At 51.3% G+C, this 16,549-nt stretch carries 12 protein-coding genes; all 12 read right to left on the bottom strand.

Features of this window, described 5'->3' with window-relative positions; genetic code table 11:
* Positions 1–89: 89 nt before the first annotated feature.
* Positions 90–1,205, bottom strand: a complete 1,116-nt coding sequence (locus M1K58_RS22790) for a sugar ABC transporter substrate-binding protein (protein ID WP_256761188.1) — start codon at positions 1,203–1,205, stop codon at positions 90–92.
* Between the two features lie 171 nt (positions 1,206–1,376).
* On the bottom strand, positions 1,377–3,401 hold the full coding sequence (locus M1K58_RS22785) for a methyl-accepting chemotaxis protein (protein WP_256761187.1): 2,025 nt from the start codon (positions 3,399–3,401) through the stop codon (positions 1,377–1,379).
* Between the two features lie 195 nt (positions 3,402–3,596).
* Complete coding sequence (locus M1K58_RS22780; RefSeq protein ID WP_256761186.1) at positions 3,597–5,717, bottom strand: DUF5054 domain-containing protein; 2,121 nt, start codon at positions 5,715–5,717, stop codon at positions 3,597–3,599.
* Positions 5,710–7,497: a right-handed parallel beta-helix repeat-containing protein gene (locus M1K58_RS22775; RefSeq protein WP_256761185.1), complete on the bottom strand. Its 1,788-nt coding sequence runs from the start codon at positions 7,495–7,497 to the stop codon at positions 5,710–5,712. The genes M1K58_RS22780 and M1K58_RS22775 overlap by 8 nt, the downstream gene beginning before the upstream one ends.
* A gap of 70 nt (positions 7,498–7,567) precedes the next feature.
* Complete coding sequence (locus M1K58_RS22770) at positions 7,568–9,961, bottom strand: glycoside hydrolase family 95 protein (protein WP_256761184.1); 2,394 nt, start codon at positions 9,959–9,961, stop codon at positions 7,568–7,570.
* A gap of 131 nt (positions 9,962–10,092) precedes the next feature.
* On the bottom strand, positions 10,093–10,602 hold the full coding sequence (locus M1K58_RS22765) for an MgtC/SapB family protein (RefSeq protein ID WP_256761183.1): 510 nt from the start codon (positions 10,600–10,602) through the stop codon (positions 10,093–10,095).
* The gene (locus tag M1K58_RS22760) at positions 10,595–11,641 is read right to left on the bottom strand and encodes a LacI family DNA-binding transcriptional regulator (RefSeq protein WP_256761182.1); all 1,047 of its coding nucleotides are present in this window, start codon (positions 11,639–11,641) and stop codon (positions 10,595–10,597) included. The genes M1K58_RS22765 and M1K58_RS22760 overlap by 8 nt, the downstream gene beginning before the upstream one ends.
* Positions 11,642–11,670: 29 nt before the next feature.
* Entirely contained in the window at positions 11,671–12,237 is a 567-nt protein-coding gene (locus tag M1K58_RS22755) for an HAD family hydrolase (RefSeq protein ID WP_256761181.1), read from the bottom strand.
* The gene (locus tag M1K58_RS22750) at positions 12,230–13,246 is read right to left on the bottom strand and encodes an ABC transporter ATP-binding protein (RefSeq protein ID WP_256761180.1); all 1,017 of its coding nucleotides are present in this window, start codon (positions 13,244–13,246) and stop codon (positions 12,230–12,232) included. The genes M1K58_RS22755 and M1K58_RS22750 overlap by 8 nt, the downstream gene beginning before the upstream one ends.
* On the bottom strand, positions 13,243–14,214 hold the full coding sequence (locus M1K58_RS22745) for an ABC transporter ATP-binding protein (RefSeq protein WP_306220655.1): 972 nt from the start codon (positions 14,212–14,214) through the stop codon (positions 13,243–13,245). Before M1K58_RS22745 ends, M1K58_RS22750 begins: the two co-directional genes overlap by 4 nt.
* 110 nt (positions 14,215–14,324) lie before the next feature.
* Positions 14,325–15,470, bottom strand: coding sequence for an ABC transporter permease (locus tag M1K58_RS22740; protein ID WP_256761178.1), 1,146 nt, complete (start codon positions 15,468–15,470; stop codon positions 14,325–14,327).
* A 3-nt stretch (positions 15,471–15,473) separates the two neighbouring features.
* The gene (locus tag M1K58_RS22735) at positions 15,474–16,535 is read right to left on the bottom strand and encodes an ABC transporter permease (RefSeq protein WP_256761177.1); all 1,062 of its coding nucleotides are present in this window, start codon (positions 16,533–16,535) and stop codon (positions 15,474–15,476) included.
* Between the last annotated feature and the right edge of the window lie 14 nt (positions 16,536–16,549).

Here is a 16,549-nt window from a genome sequence, read left to right as displayed (position 1 = left end):
AACCGAACAACTCTTACAATTGCAGAATAGTGATAGACGAATCTATCACTATTCCGTAATTCATACGTTTTTTTAGTTAAATTGGATTTCTATTTCAGACCTTTGAAGTCGTCGGCTTTATAGTAATCAGAGTCAACGAGTTCCTTTTTCACATTGTCTTTGTCAACAGTAATAACGTTTGTTTGTTTCGCTTTGACTTTGATTTTTTGATTATCGTATTCACCAGTAGTTGCAACCGCTTTGCCGTCAAGGATCGATACGGCCATACCCATCGCGTCTTTGACGAGCGTACGAACGTCTTTGAACACCGTCATGGATTGTTTACCTTCGATTACGTATTGAATGGAAGCCTTCTCAGCATCTTGACCCGTTACAACGTAGCTTGTAATGGCTTTGTCGCTTGCAAATACGTCAGCAATCGAGCGTGCTGTGCCATCGTTTGGTGCAAGGATTGCCACATCGCCTTTCATGTCGGCAGCCGCTGCAGTTAAGTGAGTTTGAGCTTTGTTCTTAGCTTCGTTGGCATCCCAGTTTGTCGTAATCTGACCGATGATTTTGCTTAGCTGGTCGCGATCACGTGGCAATTCAAAGTTAGCTGTGTCCTTCAAAGCGATCGCTTCGCTGGAGTTTGCGATTTTGAATGTACCGTCCGCGATTTTAGGTTGTAGCACTTTCCAAGCACCTTTGAAGAACAAGAAAGCATTGTTATCAGAAGCTGCACCAGCGTACAAGTACAATGGCTCGCCGGATCCTTTGGCATGGTCAACCAGGTATTGAGCTTGAGCAGCACCTACAGCTTCGCTGTCGAACGTTACGTAGTAGTCTACAGCGTCCGTGTTTGTGATCAAACGATCGTAGGCGATTACTTTAATTTTTTCTTTTTTAGCGGCTTCAACAGCTGAAGCCGCTGCATCACCATCTTGAGGGCAGATAATTAGAACTTTAATGCCTTTATTGATTAAAGTTTCTACGTTTTCTTTTTCCTTAGCGGAAGAACCTTGGCTGAACAAAATTTCAGTCGTATATTTTGTGCCGCTTAATGCGTCTTTGAATCTTTGCTCGTCCTGTACCCATCTTGGCTCATCTTTGGTAGGCAATACGATCCCCACGCTAACTTTGCTCTCGTTCTTATTACATGCTGCAACGATAACCGCGAACATCATAACCACTAGCATAAGTGCAATTGATTTGAAGCCTTTTTTCATTTTATTTACCCCTCTCAAATAGGTTTCATCGACTAACTAAATCAAATTTATCACCAAAATTGCCCAATTGTGACGCGATATAATAGCACTCTTTTACTACCTTCTATACTTTTTTATCCTTTCTACTCCCTGGGTGATGAAGCAGTAAATTAATCCTCCTACCTCCTCCCCCTACTCCTCCACCTTAAATTTCGATACAGCCTCCTTCAGATCAGCAACCAGCTCTACAAGTTGATTCGCATGCTTGGACACGTACTGAATGGAGGAGGTTTGTAAGCCTACTGAAGATGCAATCTCCTGCGTCGATGCTGTTGTCTGCTCGGATACGGACGAAATATTTTCTATTGCGGTCACAACAACCCCCTTTTGTTCCTCGATGCTGGAAATCGTATGAAGCTCCTCACGAACCTTGGTCAGCATCTCCCCCAACGATACATTCATTTTTTTCATAGCTTCACTGACCTGGGCTACTGCATTTTTCTGAGTTTGGTTAATCGCATTCGTATGGCTTACAACGGTTACCAGATGATTGGTTTGCGTTAGAATGACCGATATCGTTCCTTGAATTTGTTTGGCAGATTGCCTGGCTTGTTCCGCAAGAGCTCTCACTTCGTTCGCAACAACCGCAAATCCCTTTCCATGCATTCCTGCTCTTGCCGCCTCAATCGAGGCATTAATGGATAAAATATTCGTTTGCGCGGCGATACCGGAGATGGCCTTCGTAACGGATGAAATCGATTGCGATTGATCATTTAAATGATCAACCATGACGGTAACCTGCTCAAATGCTTGTTCAAGCTGCCTATAAGAAGCTTCTAAGTTTTCGACTTGCGTATTGCCTTTCTGAACTTGATGACTAGATTCCGCAAGTACAAGCTCAATATCATTGGACTGCGCGATGAGTGACCCTATTTCCATGCTCAACTGATGAACCGCTTCGGAGCTTTTTTCCACCTCTATGGAGGTATTGGTGGCCCCCATCGCGATTTCCTCTGTTGATCGTGCTACCTCCAGTCCAGAAATCACATTCTCATTCGAAATGTGCAAAACTCCGTTTGCCGTTTGCTCTACTGCCTTCACGCTGAAATCTACCCTTTGTATCAATGCTCTTATCTTAAAAAGCATAGAGTTATAGCTTTGGGCCAAATCACCGATCTCATCATTGATCTTATATGCGAATTCTGAAACCAAATCTCCCTCAGCCGTTCGAGCCAGATTTGCACGTATCTCTTCAATGATCTTGAACATTTGAGTAGCAATATAGTAGGCCGCAATCGCCCCAATGACGATACCAATAGCGATGGCTATTCCACTCGTTCTCAGAAACTCATTCAAACTATCATTTAGCACCCTATCGTCGACGAAGGAGATCACAGTCCAATTCATAGAATAAACAAAAGAGACTTCACCGCTGTAATTGACTTTTTCCCATTGAAAATGAACTGCGCTATTTTTCCCATTTGCGATCTGCTCAACCCAACTGAATGCCTTGGCCATCATCGCTTGATCTTGTATCGCATCCTGTGCACCTTTCACTTTTCCGGTTGCGTGCGGATCAATATTTCTTCCGTCCATTCCCATCATGAATGACGTTACAACCAGACCCTGGTTGTCATAAATAATGAGCTTATTATTACCGAACATCTCATTGGACTCGCGTAATGCCCCGATGCCTTTCAAATCTATGTCGAATCCAACTACGCCGTACAATTGATCCTCTACAATAACGGGTGTAACAATGGATACCGTCATTTTCTTCGTCACTAGATCCTGATGTACGTCCGTCCACGATGTCTTCTTGTTTTGAATAGCAAGCTTATACGTTTCTGTTTCTCTTGCGTCTGTTTCCCCCGTGAGAGCCGATGTGAAATGAACGCTAAGCAAGGATTCATCTTTGGTTTGCGTTTCTTTCAATAGGAGATCAATCGCTGAATCTGCGTGCTCTGAATAGCGGCTTGTGATTTCAATACTTTTTGCGAGCTGTTCAAGAGACTTCTCATACTGCTCCGTTCGCATTCTAACTTCCCTGGTAGCGCTTTCAACTTGTACCGCATTACTGTTCGAGAATGTAGCGTAGAGCGAGGATTTCACCGTAGTAAAGAGCATAAACGTGGACCCAAGCAATGAAAGGAGAACCGCTGCCGAGATGAATGCCATCCACTTCATTCGAAGAGAACGCCTCGTTGTTTTTTTCATCGAAGAAAGCACCTACTCTAATAGGATGATTTGAATAGAACCTATCACTAAAATTGTAATCGACTCCCTTCGACAGAATGGATTCTTTCATACTCACTAATTTGTTATCCCTAGCAATTTCTTGTTATGCGGTTGCAGGGTTGCCACACATTACAAAAGGCGCAGCCCGATGGATCATCGGCTGCGCCTTTATTGTTATTGTAGGTAGGAAGCGAGAGCAAGCTTAAACCTGAACTTCGCATCCTCTCCGTGCCACATCGGGAAGTTCGTTCCCCAAATATTGTTATGCAAATTAAAATGCCAGCCTTTGTCCAGCGACGCGAACGACTGATCGAACTGCAGCAGCCTTCCGCCGCCCGGTGCGACAAGCGCCGCGTCCAGCGTCTCGATACGGACTTTTCCGTCCGCTCCTTCGTAGCTGACCCCTTCTCCAATTGCGTGAAGATTGCGATTGCCGCCCTTCACGACCCGTAGCGGAGACACCGGCTTGCCGAGCTTATCCATCGTCCACAAATTCGAATTGTCCACCTTAAGGCCGCAAGCGAACCAGCTTGCTTCGGGAAGCCGATTCGCGTCTTTGCCAAACCATTGCAAACAGATTGCAATCTGTCCCGTTCCGAAGTCGAAAACGTATTCGATTTCCAATTCCTTAGGTGCGCCGTACAACGAATAGGATGGCTCCGGCATTGCGAGTCGCAGCACGTATTTATCGGAGGCTTCCCCTTGAATTCGCTGCAAGTCCAGCAATGTTGGCGAGTAAATCCGATGGCTAGGCCGCGGCCGTACGAATTCGATACCCGGCTTGGAGAAATCGGCATCCGCCCACGGATGCGTAATCGGCAAATTCTGCATATACGTGCGGAAGTACCTTTCGTAATCCTCCGTTCCGAGCGTCTCATAAGCATAGGCGCCGAACGGGTTCGCTTCGTCAATCCAGCTTTTCCCGTTGCCGTCCTCCAGATGAATAAGAGCACCGCTTTCCGAGAACGCGAGCGTATAGGCGCCGCTCCGATACTTTATTCTGGCCTGAAGAGTCTCGGCAATCTTTCCTGCCTCGTTACGAACCGGAGTCAGCTTCCTTAAAGCGCTGACCGCTTCCTCCCGCATGTCAGGACCAAGAGCATCCACGGCACTATCGATATAACCCCGCTGCTCAGCCCACGAGCTCTCAATCATCGAATAAGAGCGCACGCTCTTCTCCGCTTGGAACATGCCCTGGGAATGCTTATCGAACTCATTCATCGCGAACGCGCCGATGTAGCCGAACTTGGCTGGAATATTTTCGACATCCACGACATCGGCTTGCCGCGCCGCCTGAAAGTCCTTCTTCGCGTAATGGCGGAAATCCGGCAGCCACTTCTTCACGTCGAGTCCCCACGTATGCTCGGCAATGAGCATCATCGCATCACTCATGCCTTTGTATTCGGCGCTATTCTCGTCCAATCGTCCCTGCGAGACCCATTCGCCGCGGAGACGGCCAAGCTCCCGAAGCCGAGCAAGCTTCAGGGGATCGGTGCCCGTCCCATGAATCCACGTATCCCCGATCTCCTCTCGGATGACGGGCAGTCGGTCGCGGAATGCCACGAGTTTCTCCGCGAATGCATCCATCGTCGAAGCGATAACTTCTGCCCCCGGATAACGGCTCTGAATATCCGCGAACTGCTGACGAATTTCCTCCGCATTCGGCGGTCCGCAATTGTCACCCGTATGTGCGAACTCAAGCACGTCCTCCAAACCTTCCACGGAGACAGGCTCACCGTAGTTGCCTGCGTAATTCACAATAATCTCCGAGCCGTCGTCCGCCTGCCAGCGGAACAGCCTCGGAACGTCCGGCCGTTTGGATGCCGGATTTACGCCAAGGTGCATATATTGAATACCCGCTGCGCTTAAATACGGAACCATGGAAATCGTATGACCCGGTACATCGGTCATTTTCGCCGCAATCGTGTGTCTGCCGAACTGTTCGTCCAACTCCCGACCAATAGATAATCCATACTTAAGTAACAGCGGATCCATAAGCTCGGTATGCGTCGTGAACGGCAAGCCGTGCCAGACAATATGACCACGAGAGATTGCCCCCTCCATCGCGAGCCGGCCTTCGTTCGAGGCATGGTCCAAGTAATGACGAATAAGCCATGAGCCCGTCGTCCACACGAAACGCGCCTGTCCGCATTCCCGCTCCAACTGCTCGGCCAATTGGATTGCTTTCGGGATATATTCCTCCGTGTACTGCTTGATGACCCGTTCCGCCAGATTCGTAAATCCAATATCCAAGTGCGTTTTAAACACGACGTGAACTCTTTTGATGTCACTCATGAGTTGTCTCTTCCTCCGTAACTTCGATTTCCGTCTCCGCGTACCCATGCAGTTCCTTCCTGTTCATGCTCTCCAAACGTACGGATAACCGGTGTGTTCCGCCGATCACTTCGTTGCCCGTGATTTCCGTGTCCTTACATGCTGTCAGATGAATATGCGAAGCAGTAGGCAGCTCCGTCTTGATCCTATCGGACAATACAAGCTCGTTGCCCGAGAAGACGAGATCTTCCGTGCTCTTCGCATGCAACGCCGCCGCTTCATTCATGATAAACCGATTCCCTTCAATGCGGATATTGCGGTGAACGGGCATCTCTGTGCTAACAGCCGAATTTTCCGGCTCGATCCGAATAACCGGATGCTCGTTACCACCGCATTCCGTGAACACATTACCTCGAATAACAACGTCCGCAACCCTGCCCGATTCATACCAGCTTAAAGCGTCGTCCGCAATCAGAATCGCGCTCATCGTCATTCGCTTAAAGCGATTGTCCGCGATGATGACTTTGCGGCGTGTCGTTATGAGAACGCCTCTCGTCGGAATTCTGGAGAAGTCGTTGTTCCGGATTTCGACTTCCGGCGTCCAAGTCACGTTCTCGATCGCGTCACCGATCCGGAAGCTCGCAGGTACAGACTTCTCTAACTTCAACCGAATATCGAACACGTTGATCGGCTCGACAGCCACGATCTTGCCCACCCCGTACCCGACCAGCGTGTTGGGTTGAACGAACTCAATCTCGTCTTCCGGATGGAAGGCGGCGAAGCCGTAAGTCTGCGGGTGCATGAAGCGTACGATCAGCTCAGTCTCCGAAGGCTGGCCGACCGCGATCAGATGCGTGCCGTGCACGTTGATAGGATCGTCGTGCCCGCCGACGAAGCGGCTATTCGTGACAGAGATTTTGCCCCTGCAACCAGACAAATGAATGAAGTCCGCGAACGCTGCTGCTGTTCTGCCACTGCCCTCTTGGGGAGCAAGATTCATTCGGTCAAAGCTAAGTTCGGTGCTGTATTGGCAGATGATTCCTAGACCGTGCATATAGAACATGCCGACGTTACTCCAACGGACATCGCTGCTGCCGGTGACGAACGTACCAACTTGATCGCGTAACCCGTCTCGCATTTGCAATACTGTTCCCGGCGGCAACGAGGGGATTTCTTTCCCGACAAAACGAAGCCTACGCTCGCCTAGCGGCTCCACCTGGCTGGCTGAAGCGACCCAATTGTCGACTCTGCGCGTCATGTCGGTCACCGGATCGTAGACTTGCATCGGCCCTTGCCGGAACTTCCACCCTTCGCCGATCCAATCCAGCTTTCCGTCTTCCACTGCGTACCGAGTATCCGGATGAACCACGGTCTCGATACAACCCTCCTCCGAGCGCTCGACCGTCATCTCCGCCATTGTCGGAAAGGCATAATCGGCATTGAAATTGCGGAGCTCGACTCGCTCGCAGCCGTCAAGCACCATCATCGTCATCTTGCCATGGTATACGAAAGATGAGCCATTGCCTTCGATTACAAGGTTTTTCTGGCCCGTCATATAAACGCCGATCGTCTTAGTAACGTCCCCGTTCTCTTCCTTGCTTGCAGTATTGGAAACGTAATAAGGGACTTTGGCCGCGTCAGCAGGATAGAAATCGTATCTTCCCTGCGGACAATCAAGCAGTACGGGACCTTCTGTCCGTGCGGCCTCTGCCAGTGCAAGCCGCATCGGGATCGTTGCGTCCTTCCCGGTATCGGGCGATGCTCCGTAATCCGTCAATCTGACAATCGTGAAGTTTTCCATCTGCTGCCTCCATAAAGCCGCTTCGGCGCCTAGTGGACGCCGAAGGCTTGCAGTATCGCAATTCTTTGCGCTAATCCAGTATGGCGTCGCTTGGACGCGGGAGAACGAGTCTGTATTTGTTCCCCGCCTGTACCCAGAAGCTGCCTTCCGAGCAGTCGACAGCTATTGCTTGCTCGTCCACAACGCTCCATTCGGCTCCAGTGTATCGCAGGTGGATCTCTCCATCGATGGAGGCCTCTAACTCCACTTCCGTCAGCTTGCCCTTCTCCCATTTCATGCTCACGGTTACTCCTCCGCGAGCCTTTAGTCCGTCAACCGCTCCTTCGCTCCACGCTGCGGGCAACGCAGGCAGCAGCTCGATATAGCCGAGATGACTCTGCAGCAGCAGCTCCGCCATGCCCGCAGGTCCGCCGAAATTGCCGTCGATCTGGAATGGAGGATGTGCGTCGAACAAGTTCGGGTATGTTGATCTGGACAGCAGCGTTCTTACATTGTCATAGGCTTGTTCTGCATCCTTTAATCTGGCGAACTGGTTAATGAGCCACGCGCAGCTCCATCCCGTATGCCCACCACCGTTCGCGAGTCTCCGCTCCAGCGTCGTGGCAGCCGCTTGCAGCAGCTCAGGCGTTCCTTCGTGAATTTCAGTTCCCGGGTGCAGCCCGTACAAATGCGAGCTGTGACGATGTCCCGGCTCCCATTCCTCGTGGTCGTCCAGCCATTCCTGAATGCCCCCGTGACGTCCGATCCGGTAAGCCGGAAGGCGACTCGCCGCCGCTTCCCATTCCGCACGGAGCGAAGGATCGACTTCCAGCAGGCGGGCAGATTCCGCGCTGAAGGTGAGAACTTCGCGGATGATGGCAATATCCATCGTCGAGGCAACCGTTATATTGCAGCGCTCGCCTTCGGCTGTTATATACGTATTTTCCGGCGAGGTCGACGGATTCGTGACGAGAAGTCCGTTCGGCCCTTCCACAAGCCAATCGAGACAGAACAGAGCTGCTCCTTTCATTAAAGGATATGCCCGTTCGCCAAGAAACCGTCGGTCACCGTTGAACAGGAAACGATCCCACAGATGTCGCGCCATCCAAGCGCCGCCCATCGGCCAGAACGCCCATCCGGCACTTCCGCTCGTCGGTGTCGCCATGCGCCAGACGTCGACGTTATGGTGCACCGTCCAGCCCCGGCAGCCGTACAATATCCGTGCAGCTCGGCTCCCCGTCTCTGACAAGTCGTCCAGAAGATCGAATAGAGGCTCGTGGCATTCGCTCAGATTGCCAACTTCCGCCAACCAATAATTCATCTCGGTGTTGATATTGACCGTGTAATCACTATTCCAAGGGGGTTGAACAAGCGGATTCCAGATGCCTTGCAAGTTCGCCGCCTGCGTGCCAGGACGGGAGCAAGCCATCAGTAAATAACGTCCATATTGGAAATATAGCGCTTCTAGATCGACGTCCGTTCCTCCCTCCCGGTAAGCGGCGAGACGCTCGTCCGTAGGTTGATCGTTCTTCGCGGCACCATTGTCGTTGTCCGCGGCCAGCCTCAGATCGACGCGATCGAACAACGACCGGTGGTCATCCCTGTGCCGCTTCAACAGCTTCTCGAAGCCTAGCTCCGCAGCCTTCTCCACGCGCTGTCTATTGCGTTGCTCGAGCCCTTCGGTCGTCGGCATCGTCCGATAATCGACGTACCCCGTCTCCAAAGCGATATATAACGTATACGCCTTAGCATAACGAATTCCTATGCTTCCCTCTCCAACGGCAACCGTCTGCCCGTCCGTCTCAACGAGCAGTCGCGCCTCGAACGGCGTGCCTAGCCCTGACTCATAAAGAACGGGCTCCGGATGATCGCCGTCATCGGATTGAATGATATGGCTTGGCGCTCTTCCCCGCATGATAAGGACAGCATCGTTCTCCGCCTGCGTTTCGTATCGCAACGGCGATGTCAGCGTCACATCCACGTTCAAGCTTCCTTCTCCTTGCGCTTCATAGCGAACGACGAGCACCTGATCGGGCACACTGGCGAAGTATTGTCCTCTCACAGCAGTCCGTTCATCCGAACGATAGAAAACACCAGCCAATCCCTCGGTCAGCTCCAGCTCCCTCTGATAGGAGGCTGTCCGTTCCTGTTGATCGCCCGCATTCGTAATCATCAAATCGCCGAAAGGCAAATACGGCTCGCAATTGGGACCGAGCATTCTGTCCTCCACGATCTGCTGCGCTTCCTTGCTGCGGCCGGCAAACACCAACTCCCTTGCCTTAGACAAATATCGGCGCGCTTCATAATTAACGGTGTCCCGGGGAAATCCCGCCCACAGTGTATCCTCATTGAGCGCGATACGTTCAACGTCGATTCCTCCGAATACCATACCTCCTATTCGCCCGTTGCCGATCGGGAGCGCTTCCTCCCATTCGACAGCCGGTTGACGATACCACAGCTTCCATTCACGTTTGGTCCGGTTCATGTTCTATGCGTTCTCCTCATCGATGTCAATTAATAAAGCGTTTCACTTCTTCTTATACGAACGAGGAGAAATGAAAAAGCCCCGTGCCTCTCATCGGGCTGGGGCTACTTCTTTCATCCAACGCCTTCCGACTATTGAGTCGTTCTTGTTTTAGATGAGACTCGTTTCTCCAACCGTACATGCTCCCGCTTCTCGATCCATCCTCCTACTCGAATGAAAATAAACGTAATTCCCATCGTGAAGATGACAATATCGTAGAACCCGGCACCGACGCCTATTCCGACGCCGCCAGCGAACAGGATCATGGCCGCCGACGTCAAGCCTTTCACTTCGAACCCAGTTTTCATAATAAGTCCGGCACCTAGGAATCCGAGTCCGCTAACGATTTGTGCCGTCAGCCGCATCGGGTCCATCATCGTCCGATCGTGCAGGTGGCTGTAAGTATCCACGCTTTCGATGGATATAATCGTTATGAGCGCGGATGCGACCGTCACGAAAGTATACGTCTTAACACCCGCCGGCTTATGCTTATGCGTCCGATCGAAGCCGATCAGAAGACCGAGCAATGCGCTCACCACGATGCGAAAGTAAATCTCGTATTCACCCAGATGAGACGATACGTACTTCGCTGAATCAGCCATTTCTCCCGCCTCCTCTTGCAAAGGTGCAAGAGCTGCGTTCGACGATGCGGCTGTCGACAATCCAATGCTCGCTTGAATGGCCTTGGAGCACGCCTGTTTTGTGCATAAGCAGCTTTACCGCTTGTGCCCCCAGTTCTGAAGGCTGCAAATCCATGCCCGTGAGAGCCGGAGAAGCCTGATTCATTATCGACAGGTCGCCGCAGATGACGAACAAAGAAATATCTTCAGGAATGCTCCGCCCCAAGTCCTTGAGCGCGTTCATCGCGCTGAAGGCGGTCCGATCATCGTCCGCGATGATCGCCGTCACTTTGTTACCGCGGATGCTTAAGGCTTCGATCGTCTCGTCGTACCCGTACGTCAAATACTCATCTGAGTGAATATCTGGTTTATAACGCATCATGTCCGGCCGAAGCTCGATTCCCAGCTCGCCAAGCGCCTGCGCGAACGCTTCCGATCTCTCCATGGAGACGGTCGTCCGCTGCCTTGCGTTCAAGAACAAGATATCGCGATGTCCTAGTCCGATCAAATAATTGCATATATCGGATATAATCCGCTGATTGTCATTGTTGACCGTTGGCGCGTCCAATACGTTGGAATGAATGATTTTCCCTACGGTGACGAAGGGAATTCGGCTCTGGTGCAACAGAGTGATTCGCATATCCTCTTCCGTCGGACCGAGCACGATTGCCCCATCGATCGGATAGCTTGCCAGCGAAGGCGTCTTGATCTCGTCCGCGGAGATCGTGTCCAGAAGCACTCGATACCCATAGGTGGAAGCCTCCAGAATAACTCCGTTAATAAACTGAGTATGAAACACGCTTAAGAAAAAATTTCCATGCGGGATCGTAAGTCCGATCGCCATCGTTTTTTTCGTCACAAGGCTTCGTGCGATATGATTCGGCACGTAGTTCAATTGTCTGGATACCGTTAACACTTTCTCCGTTACCTTCTTACTTGTTGGGCGCTTCTGGCTGAAGACGTTCGATACCGTTCCCTTGGATACGCCCGCAAGCCGCGCAACGTCATCGATTTTAGCCATTTCCCCACCTGCCTTCTCTCCGAACGATATCAGGACATTTGCATAGTGATTCGTTGATCCAGCGTTTCCGCTAGATCGATTAGCTCGATCGGATTGGCAATCGTATAGGTCGGCTGTTCCGTCTCGTCCGCCGGCGTCTTCGGATATCTTGTCGTCCAGCTTAGAAATGCGCTCATCATTCCGAGATTGTTGGCACCCTTCATATCCCGGCCTAAGTTGTTTCCGACCATAAGAATACGCGAACAATCGTCTTCGCTCAGCTCCATTGCGCCGAGCGCGGCCTTAAACATACGCGGACTCGGCTTCGTCGCCCGAATATTCTCAGAATAAATTAGCGTCTCGAAGCATTCGTATAAGCCATTCTGAACAAGCAGGTTTTTGAAGGATTGAGCACCCCCATCGGCGACGATGGCCAACCGAAACCCGCGCTCCGCTAGCGTCTTCACCATAATATCTGCACCGGGAATGACATTGCCGCTAATAACAGTTCCTTCCTCGTTTCGAATTTCCGTGCCCTCGTCGATGATCGTGTCCCCGCAGTCGAGGAAGATAATTAGTTTTCTCGGATTAGGGTTGCTCGGCGCTTGCTCAATCATGTTGTACACCTCTCAAGTTTAGTTGTTCTGCGTAATGGCAAGCGACGAAGTGGTTTTCGCCGACTTCGCGAAGCTCCGGCGCTTGCTGCGAGCATTTCTCGGTGCGATAGGCGCAGCGCGGATGGAAGTGGCAGCCGCTCGGGGGATTTGCCGGATTCGGCACCTCTCCTTCGAGAATGATCCGGCTCTTCTGAGCTTCCGGATCGGGCTGAGGAACGGCCGACATTAACGCTTCCGTATAGGGGTGCTTAGGGTCGCCGAAAAGCGATTCCGTCGTAGCCAGTTCGACGATTCTACCCAAGTGCATGACCGCGACGCGATCTGAGATGTTCTGAACGATCGACAGATCATGTGAAATGAAAATATACGTAATCTTGAATTGCTCCTGCAAGTCCTTCAGCAGGTTAATGATCTGCGCTTGAATCGACACGTCTAGTGCCGATACCGCTTCATCGCATACGATTAACCGTGGCTGCGTAATCAGCGCCCGAGCGATGGCGATGCGCTGCCTCTGTCCGCCGGAGAACGCATGGGGGTAACGCATCAAGTAGCTGGCATTCAGCCCCGTCTTCTCGGCGATTTCCGTCACTTTAGCTTCGACTTCCGATCGCTTCAGCTTGAAGTTAGCAACAAGGGGCTCCGAGATGATGTCGAACACGCTCATTCTAGGACTAAGCGAAGAGTATGGATCCTGGAAAATCATCTGGATATCCCGTCTCAATCGCTTCGCTTCCTTGCCCTTCAGCTTCAGGAAGTTAACCCTCTCATCCTGGTCTGTGTAATAGTTCACTTCGCCAGAAGAAGCGCTAACTCCTTTAACGATACATCTGCCTAGCGTTGTCTTGCCGCAGCCCGACTCACCGACGATGCTAAGCGTCTCACCCTCGTACAATTCAAAGGAGATATCGTCCAGCACACGCACATGGTTCGGCTTGGCAAATAAGGCTTTCTTGGACTTGACTTGGAAATCTTTATTTAAGCTTACGACGTCGAGAATCGGTTTCGTCATTGCGGCTCTCCTCCACGCTCATCCGAATACAAGAAACATTTCACTGAATGCTGTTCGGAAATCTGTGTTTTGCGGACTGCTCGCGCATTGCACACGCCTTCGATTCGATCCTTGCAGCGATCGTAGAAGCCACACATCGGTGGCATGTCTATCGGCATCGGTACGGAGCCCTCGATCGAATCCAGTCGCTGGCCCTTGCCACCGCCAAGACGCGGCATCGACTTCATCAAGCCCTTCGTATACGGATGCTTCGGATTACTGAACAGCTCCCTTACCGGCGCCTGCTCGACAATCTTTCCCAAATACATGACGGCGACCTCGTCACACATCTGCGCAATGATGCCGAGATCGTGCGTCACGAGAAGAATGGCCATTCCGAATTCTTGCTGCAGCGATTTCATAAGCTCCAACACCTGCGCCTGAATGGTTACGTCCAGCGCGGTAGTCGGCTCATCGGCGATGAGCAGCTCTGGATTGCACGAGAGCGCCATCGAGATCATCGCCCGTTGGCGCATGCCCCCGGAAAATTCGTGCGGATATTGATTAAAACGTTTCTCTTGATCGGAAATACCTACTTTGCTAAGCATTTCGAGCGCAATCTTCTTCGCTTCCTTCTTGTTTTTCGTCCGGTGAATTCGGATCGCTTCCATGATCTGATTGCCGATCGTATACATCGGAGAGAACGCGGTCATCGGCTCCTGGAAGATCATCGCGATTTTACGCCCGCGAATGGATCGGATCTGCTTGCTGTTCGGGTGCAGGGATAATAAATCTAGCGGTTCCGACGAGTCCATCGCGGAATCGTATTGAATGATGCCAGTCGTCTCGCACTCTTTCGGATTGATGCCGATAATCGACCGGCTCGTCAAGCTTTTACCGCAGCCCGACTCCCCTACCAAACCGAGAGTCTTGCCTCGCTTAATCTCGAAATCGACCCCGTCTACCGCATGCATGACTCCTTTATCCATCTGAATCCGGATTTTCAGGTCCTGCACGGAGAGCAGGGACTGCCCTTTATTGGCCGTTTGCGCCGTTTGAGTCGTCACACTATCCCCTCGCTTGTCTCCTGTATAATGGACTATTTCTTGTACGGGTCCGCGGCATCCCTTAATCCGTCGCCTAGAAAGTTGTAAGCCAACACCGTCATAATTACGACGCCGAGCGGGATGAGCTTCCACGGGTACAATGCGACGTTCTCAATCTTCTGCGCCTCCTGCAGCAGCACGCCCCAGCTTGTCGCCGGTGAGCGAATGCCCAAGCCAAGGAAGCTCATCGCCGTCTCGCCGATAATCATGTGTGGAATCGCGAGCGTCGTGGCGACGACCAAATAACTAAGGAAGCCCGGAAGCAAATGCTTCAAAATAATCTTCGTATTGCCGACACCTGCGATCTTCGCAGCGATGACATAATCTTCGTTTTTAAGCGAAATAAACTTGCCCCGCACGACGCGCGCCAGATCTGTCCAGCCGATGAAGGCGAAGATGATGACGATATACAAGTACATCGTCACGATCGGTATTCGCGGCGGGATCGCTGCCGATAACGCCATCCATAGCGGAAGCGTCGGGAACGAACGAATGATTTCAATAATCCGTTGGATGAGCGAGTCGATCCAGCCCCCGAAATAACCAGAGATGCCCCCGATAAAAATGCCGAGCACGAAGCTGATCGCGACGCCGACGAGCGGAATGCTGAGCGAAATTTGGCTGCCGAGCACGATGCGCGAGAACATGTCTCTACCCATCGAGTCTGTCCCTAGCATGAATAGACGCCCTGGCTGCTCGACCCCGAACAAATGCCGATCGGTCGAGATCAATCCGAGGAATTTGTATTTCTCGCCTTTGGCGAACAATTGCAGCGAATAACGCTTCTCCTTATTCGCGACGAATATTTTACGCATCGTATCTGGGTCGCGATCCGACTTCAGCTCGTACACGAACGGCTGAATATGGAACTTGCCGTCGCCGTCCACGAATCGCAGTGTCATCGGTGGTGCGTTAACGTATTTACTATCATAGCTTTGTAGGCTGTACGGCGCGATAAATTGCGCGAACAAGGCGATCGTGTATAGAAAACCGAGAACATACATACTGATCCGCGCAAGCTTATGCTTCTTGAACTTGATAAAAATAAGGCTCCATTGCGAGCTGTAGTTCAAGTCCTTGTCCGCGGGCGGCTTATGCGCCTCCGTCTTGTGTCTCCTGAATACGGGCAGTGTTTTCATCGGTTAGTTACCCCTGAACTCTGTGCGGATTTTTGGATCGAGCCATGCGAGCAAAATATCGGAGATCAATGTACCGATCACGGTCAGCAGCGCCATGAAGAGCAGCCACGAGCCTGCCAGATACATGTCTTGACCGAGCAATGCTTTATACATTACAGGCCCTTGGATCGGTAAATTCAAGACGATAGCGGTAATGGTGGAGCCTGTAAAAATCGAAGACAACGACCACCCAAACGTACTGACGATCGGATTCAATGCGGCGCGTGTCGGATATTTGAACAGAATTTTCGTTTCGGACAAGCCTTTGGCTCTAGCTGTGATGACGTTAGGCTTGTTCAATTCGTCCAGCATCTGACCGCGCATAACGCGAATGAGATCCGCGGTGCTTGCCAAACCGATGACGATGACTGGTATGACTAAGTGCTTCATTAGATCGACCGCTTTGGCCATCGACCAGGCGGCGTTGACGTACTCGTTAGAGAACAATCCAAGGAGCGGATCTCCGAACCACGTGTAGGAAAGATACATCAGAATAATCGCTAGCAAGAAGTTAGGCGTTGCCATGCCAAGGAAGCTAATCCCCGAGAAAAAATAATCTCCTGCAGAATACTGCTTGACCGCTGTGTATATACCGATTGGGATTGCCACGAGATACTGGAATGCCATCGTGACAAACGAGACGACAAGCGTCAGCCCCATATATTGCTTTACGACTTCCATAACCGGCTTGTTATAGTTAAACGAATAGCCGAAATCTCCATGCAGAACGATCTTCTTGATCCATATCGCGTATTGCTCATATACCGGTCGGTCCAATCCCAGGTTTGAACGCATCTGGTCCATATCGGCCTGCGTCATGACATCTCCCGCCGCCATCATCTGCGCCGAATAGCTAGAAACGTAATCTCCCGGCGGAAGCTGAATGATATAGAACACGATGAAAGAAATGAACATGACAACGGGTATCGCCATCAGAATTCGTTTAATCGAATATTGGAGCATCCTTCCCCAATCCTCTCCATTGCTGTTGAAAACCTCATTCGGGAACTCGGCAATGGGGAACACGATCTCCCCATTAC

The sequence above is a fragment of the Cohnella sp. WQ 127256 genome (assembly GCF_024519285.1).
Classification (GTDB): Bacteria; Bacillota; Bacilli; order Paenibacillales; family Paenibacillaceae; genus Cohnella.
This window is presented reverse-complemented; position numbering and strand designations above follow the sequence as displayed.

What these genes read in the sequence shown, in the direction of transcription:
- M1K58_RS22745 (WP_306220655.1), bottom strand. Translation starts at nt 14,214, where the DNA reads ATGGATAAAGGAGTCATGCATGCGGTAGACGGGGTCGATTTCGAGATT.
- M1K58_RS22765 (WP_256761183.1), bottom strand. Translation starts at nt 10,602, where the DNA reads ATGGCTGATTCAGCGAAGTACGTATCGTCTCATCTGGGTGAATACGAG.
- M1K58_RS22755 (WP_256761181.1), bottom strand. Translation starts at nt 12,237, where the DNA reads ATGATTGAGCAAGCGCCGAGCAACCCTAATCCGAGAAAACTAATTATC.
- M1K58_RS22775 (WP_256761185.1), bottom strand. Translation starts at nt 7,497, where the DNA reads ATGGAAAACTTCACGATTGTCAGATTGACGGATTACGGAGCATCGCCC.
- M1K58_RS22780 (WP_256761186.1), bottom strand. Translation starts at nt 5,717, where the DNA reads ATGAGTGACATCAAAAGAGTTCACGTCGTGTTTAAAACGCACTTGGAT.
- M1K58_RS22770 (WP_256761184.1), bottom strand. Translation starts at nt 9,961, where the DNA reads ATGAACCGGACCAAACGTGAATGGAAGCTGTGGTATCGTCAACCGGCT.
- M1K58_RS22750 (WP_256761180.1), bottom strand. Translation starts at nt 13,246, where the DNA reads ATGACGAAACCGATTCTCGACGTCGTAAGCTTAAATAAAGATTTCCAA.
- M1K58_RS22740 (WP_256761178.1), bottom strand. Translation starts at nt 15,470, where the DNA reads ATGAAAACACTGCCCGTATTCAGGAGACACAAGACGGAGGCGCATAAG.
- M1K58_RS22790 (WP_256761188.1), bottom strand. Translation starts at nt 1,205, where the DNA reads ATGAAAAAAGGCTTCAAATCAATTGCACTTATGCTAGTGGTTATGATG.
- M1K58_RS22785 (WP_256761187.1), bottom strand. Translation starts at nt 3,401, where the DNA reads ATGAAAAAAACAACGAGGCGTTCTCTTCGAATGAAGTGGATGGCATTC.
- M1K58_RS22760 (WP_256761182.1), bottom strand. Translation starts at nt 11,641, where the DNA reads ATGGCTAAAATCGATGACGTTGCGCGGCTTGCGGGCGTATCCAAGGGA.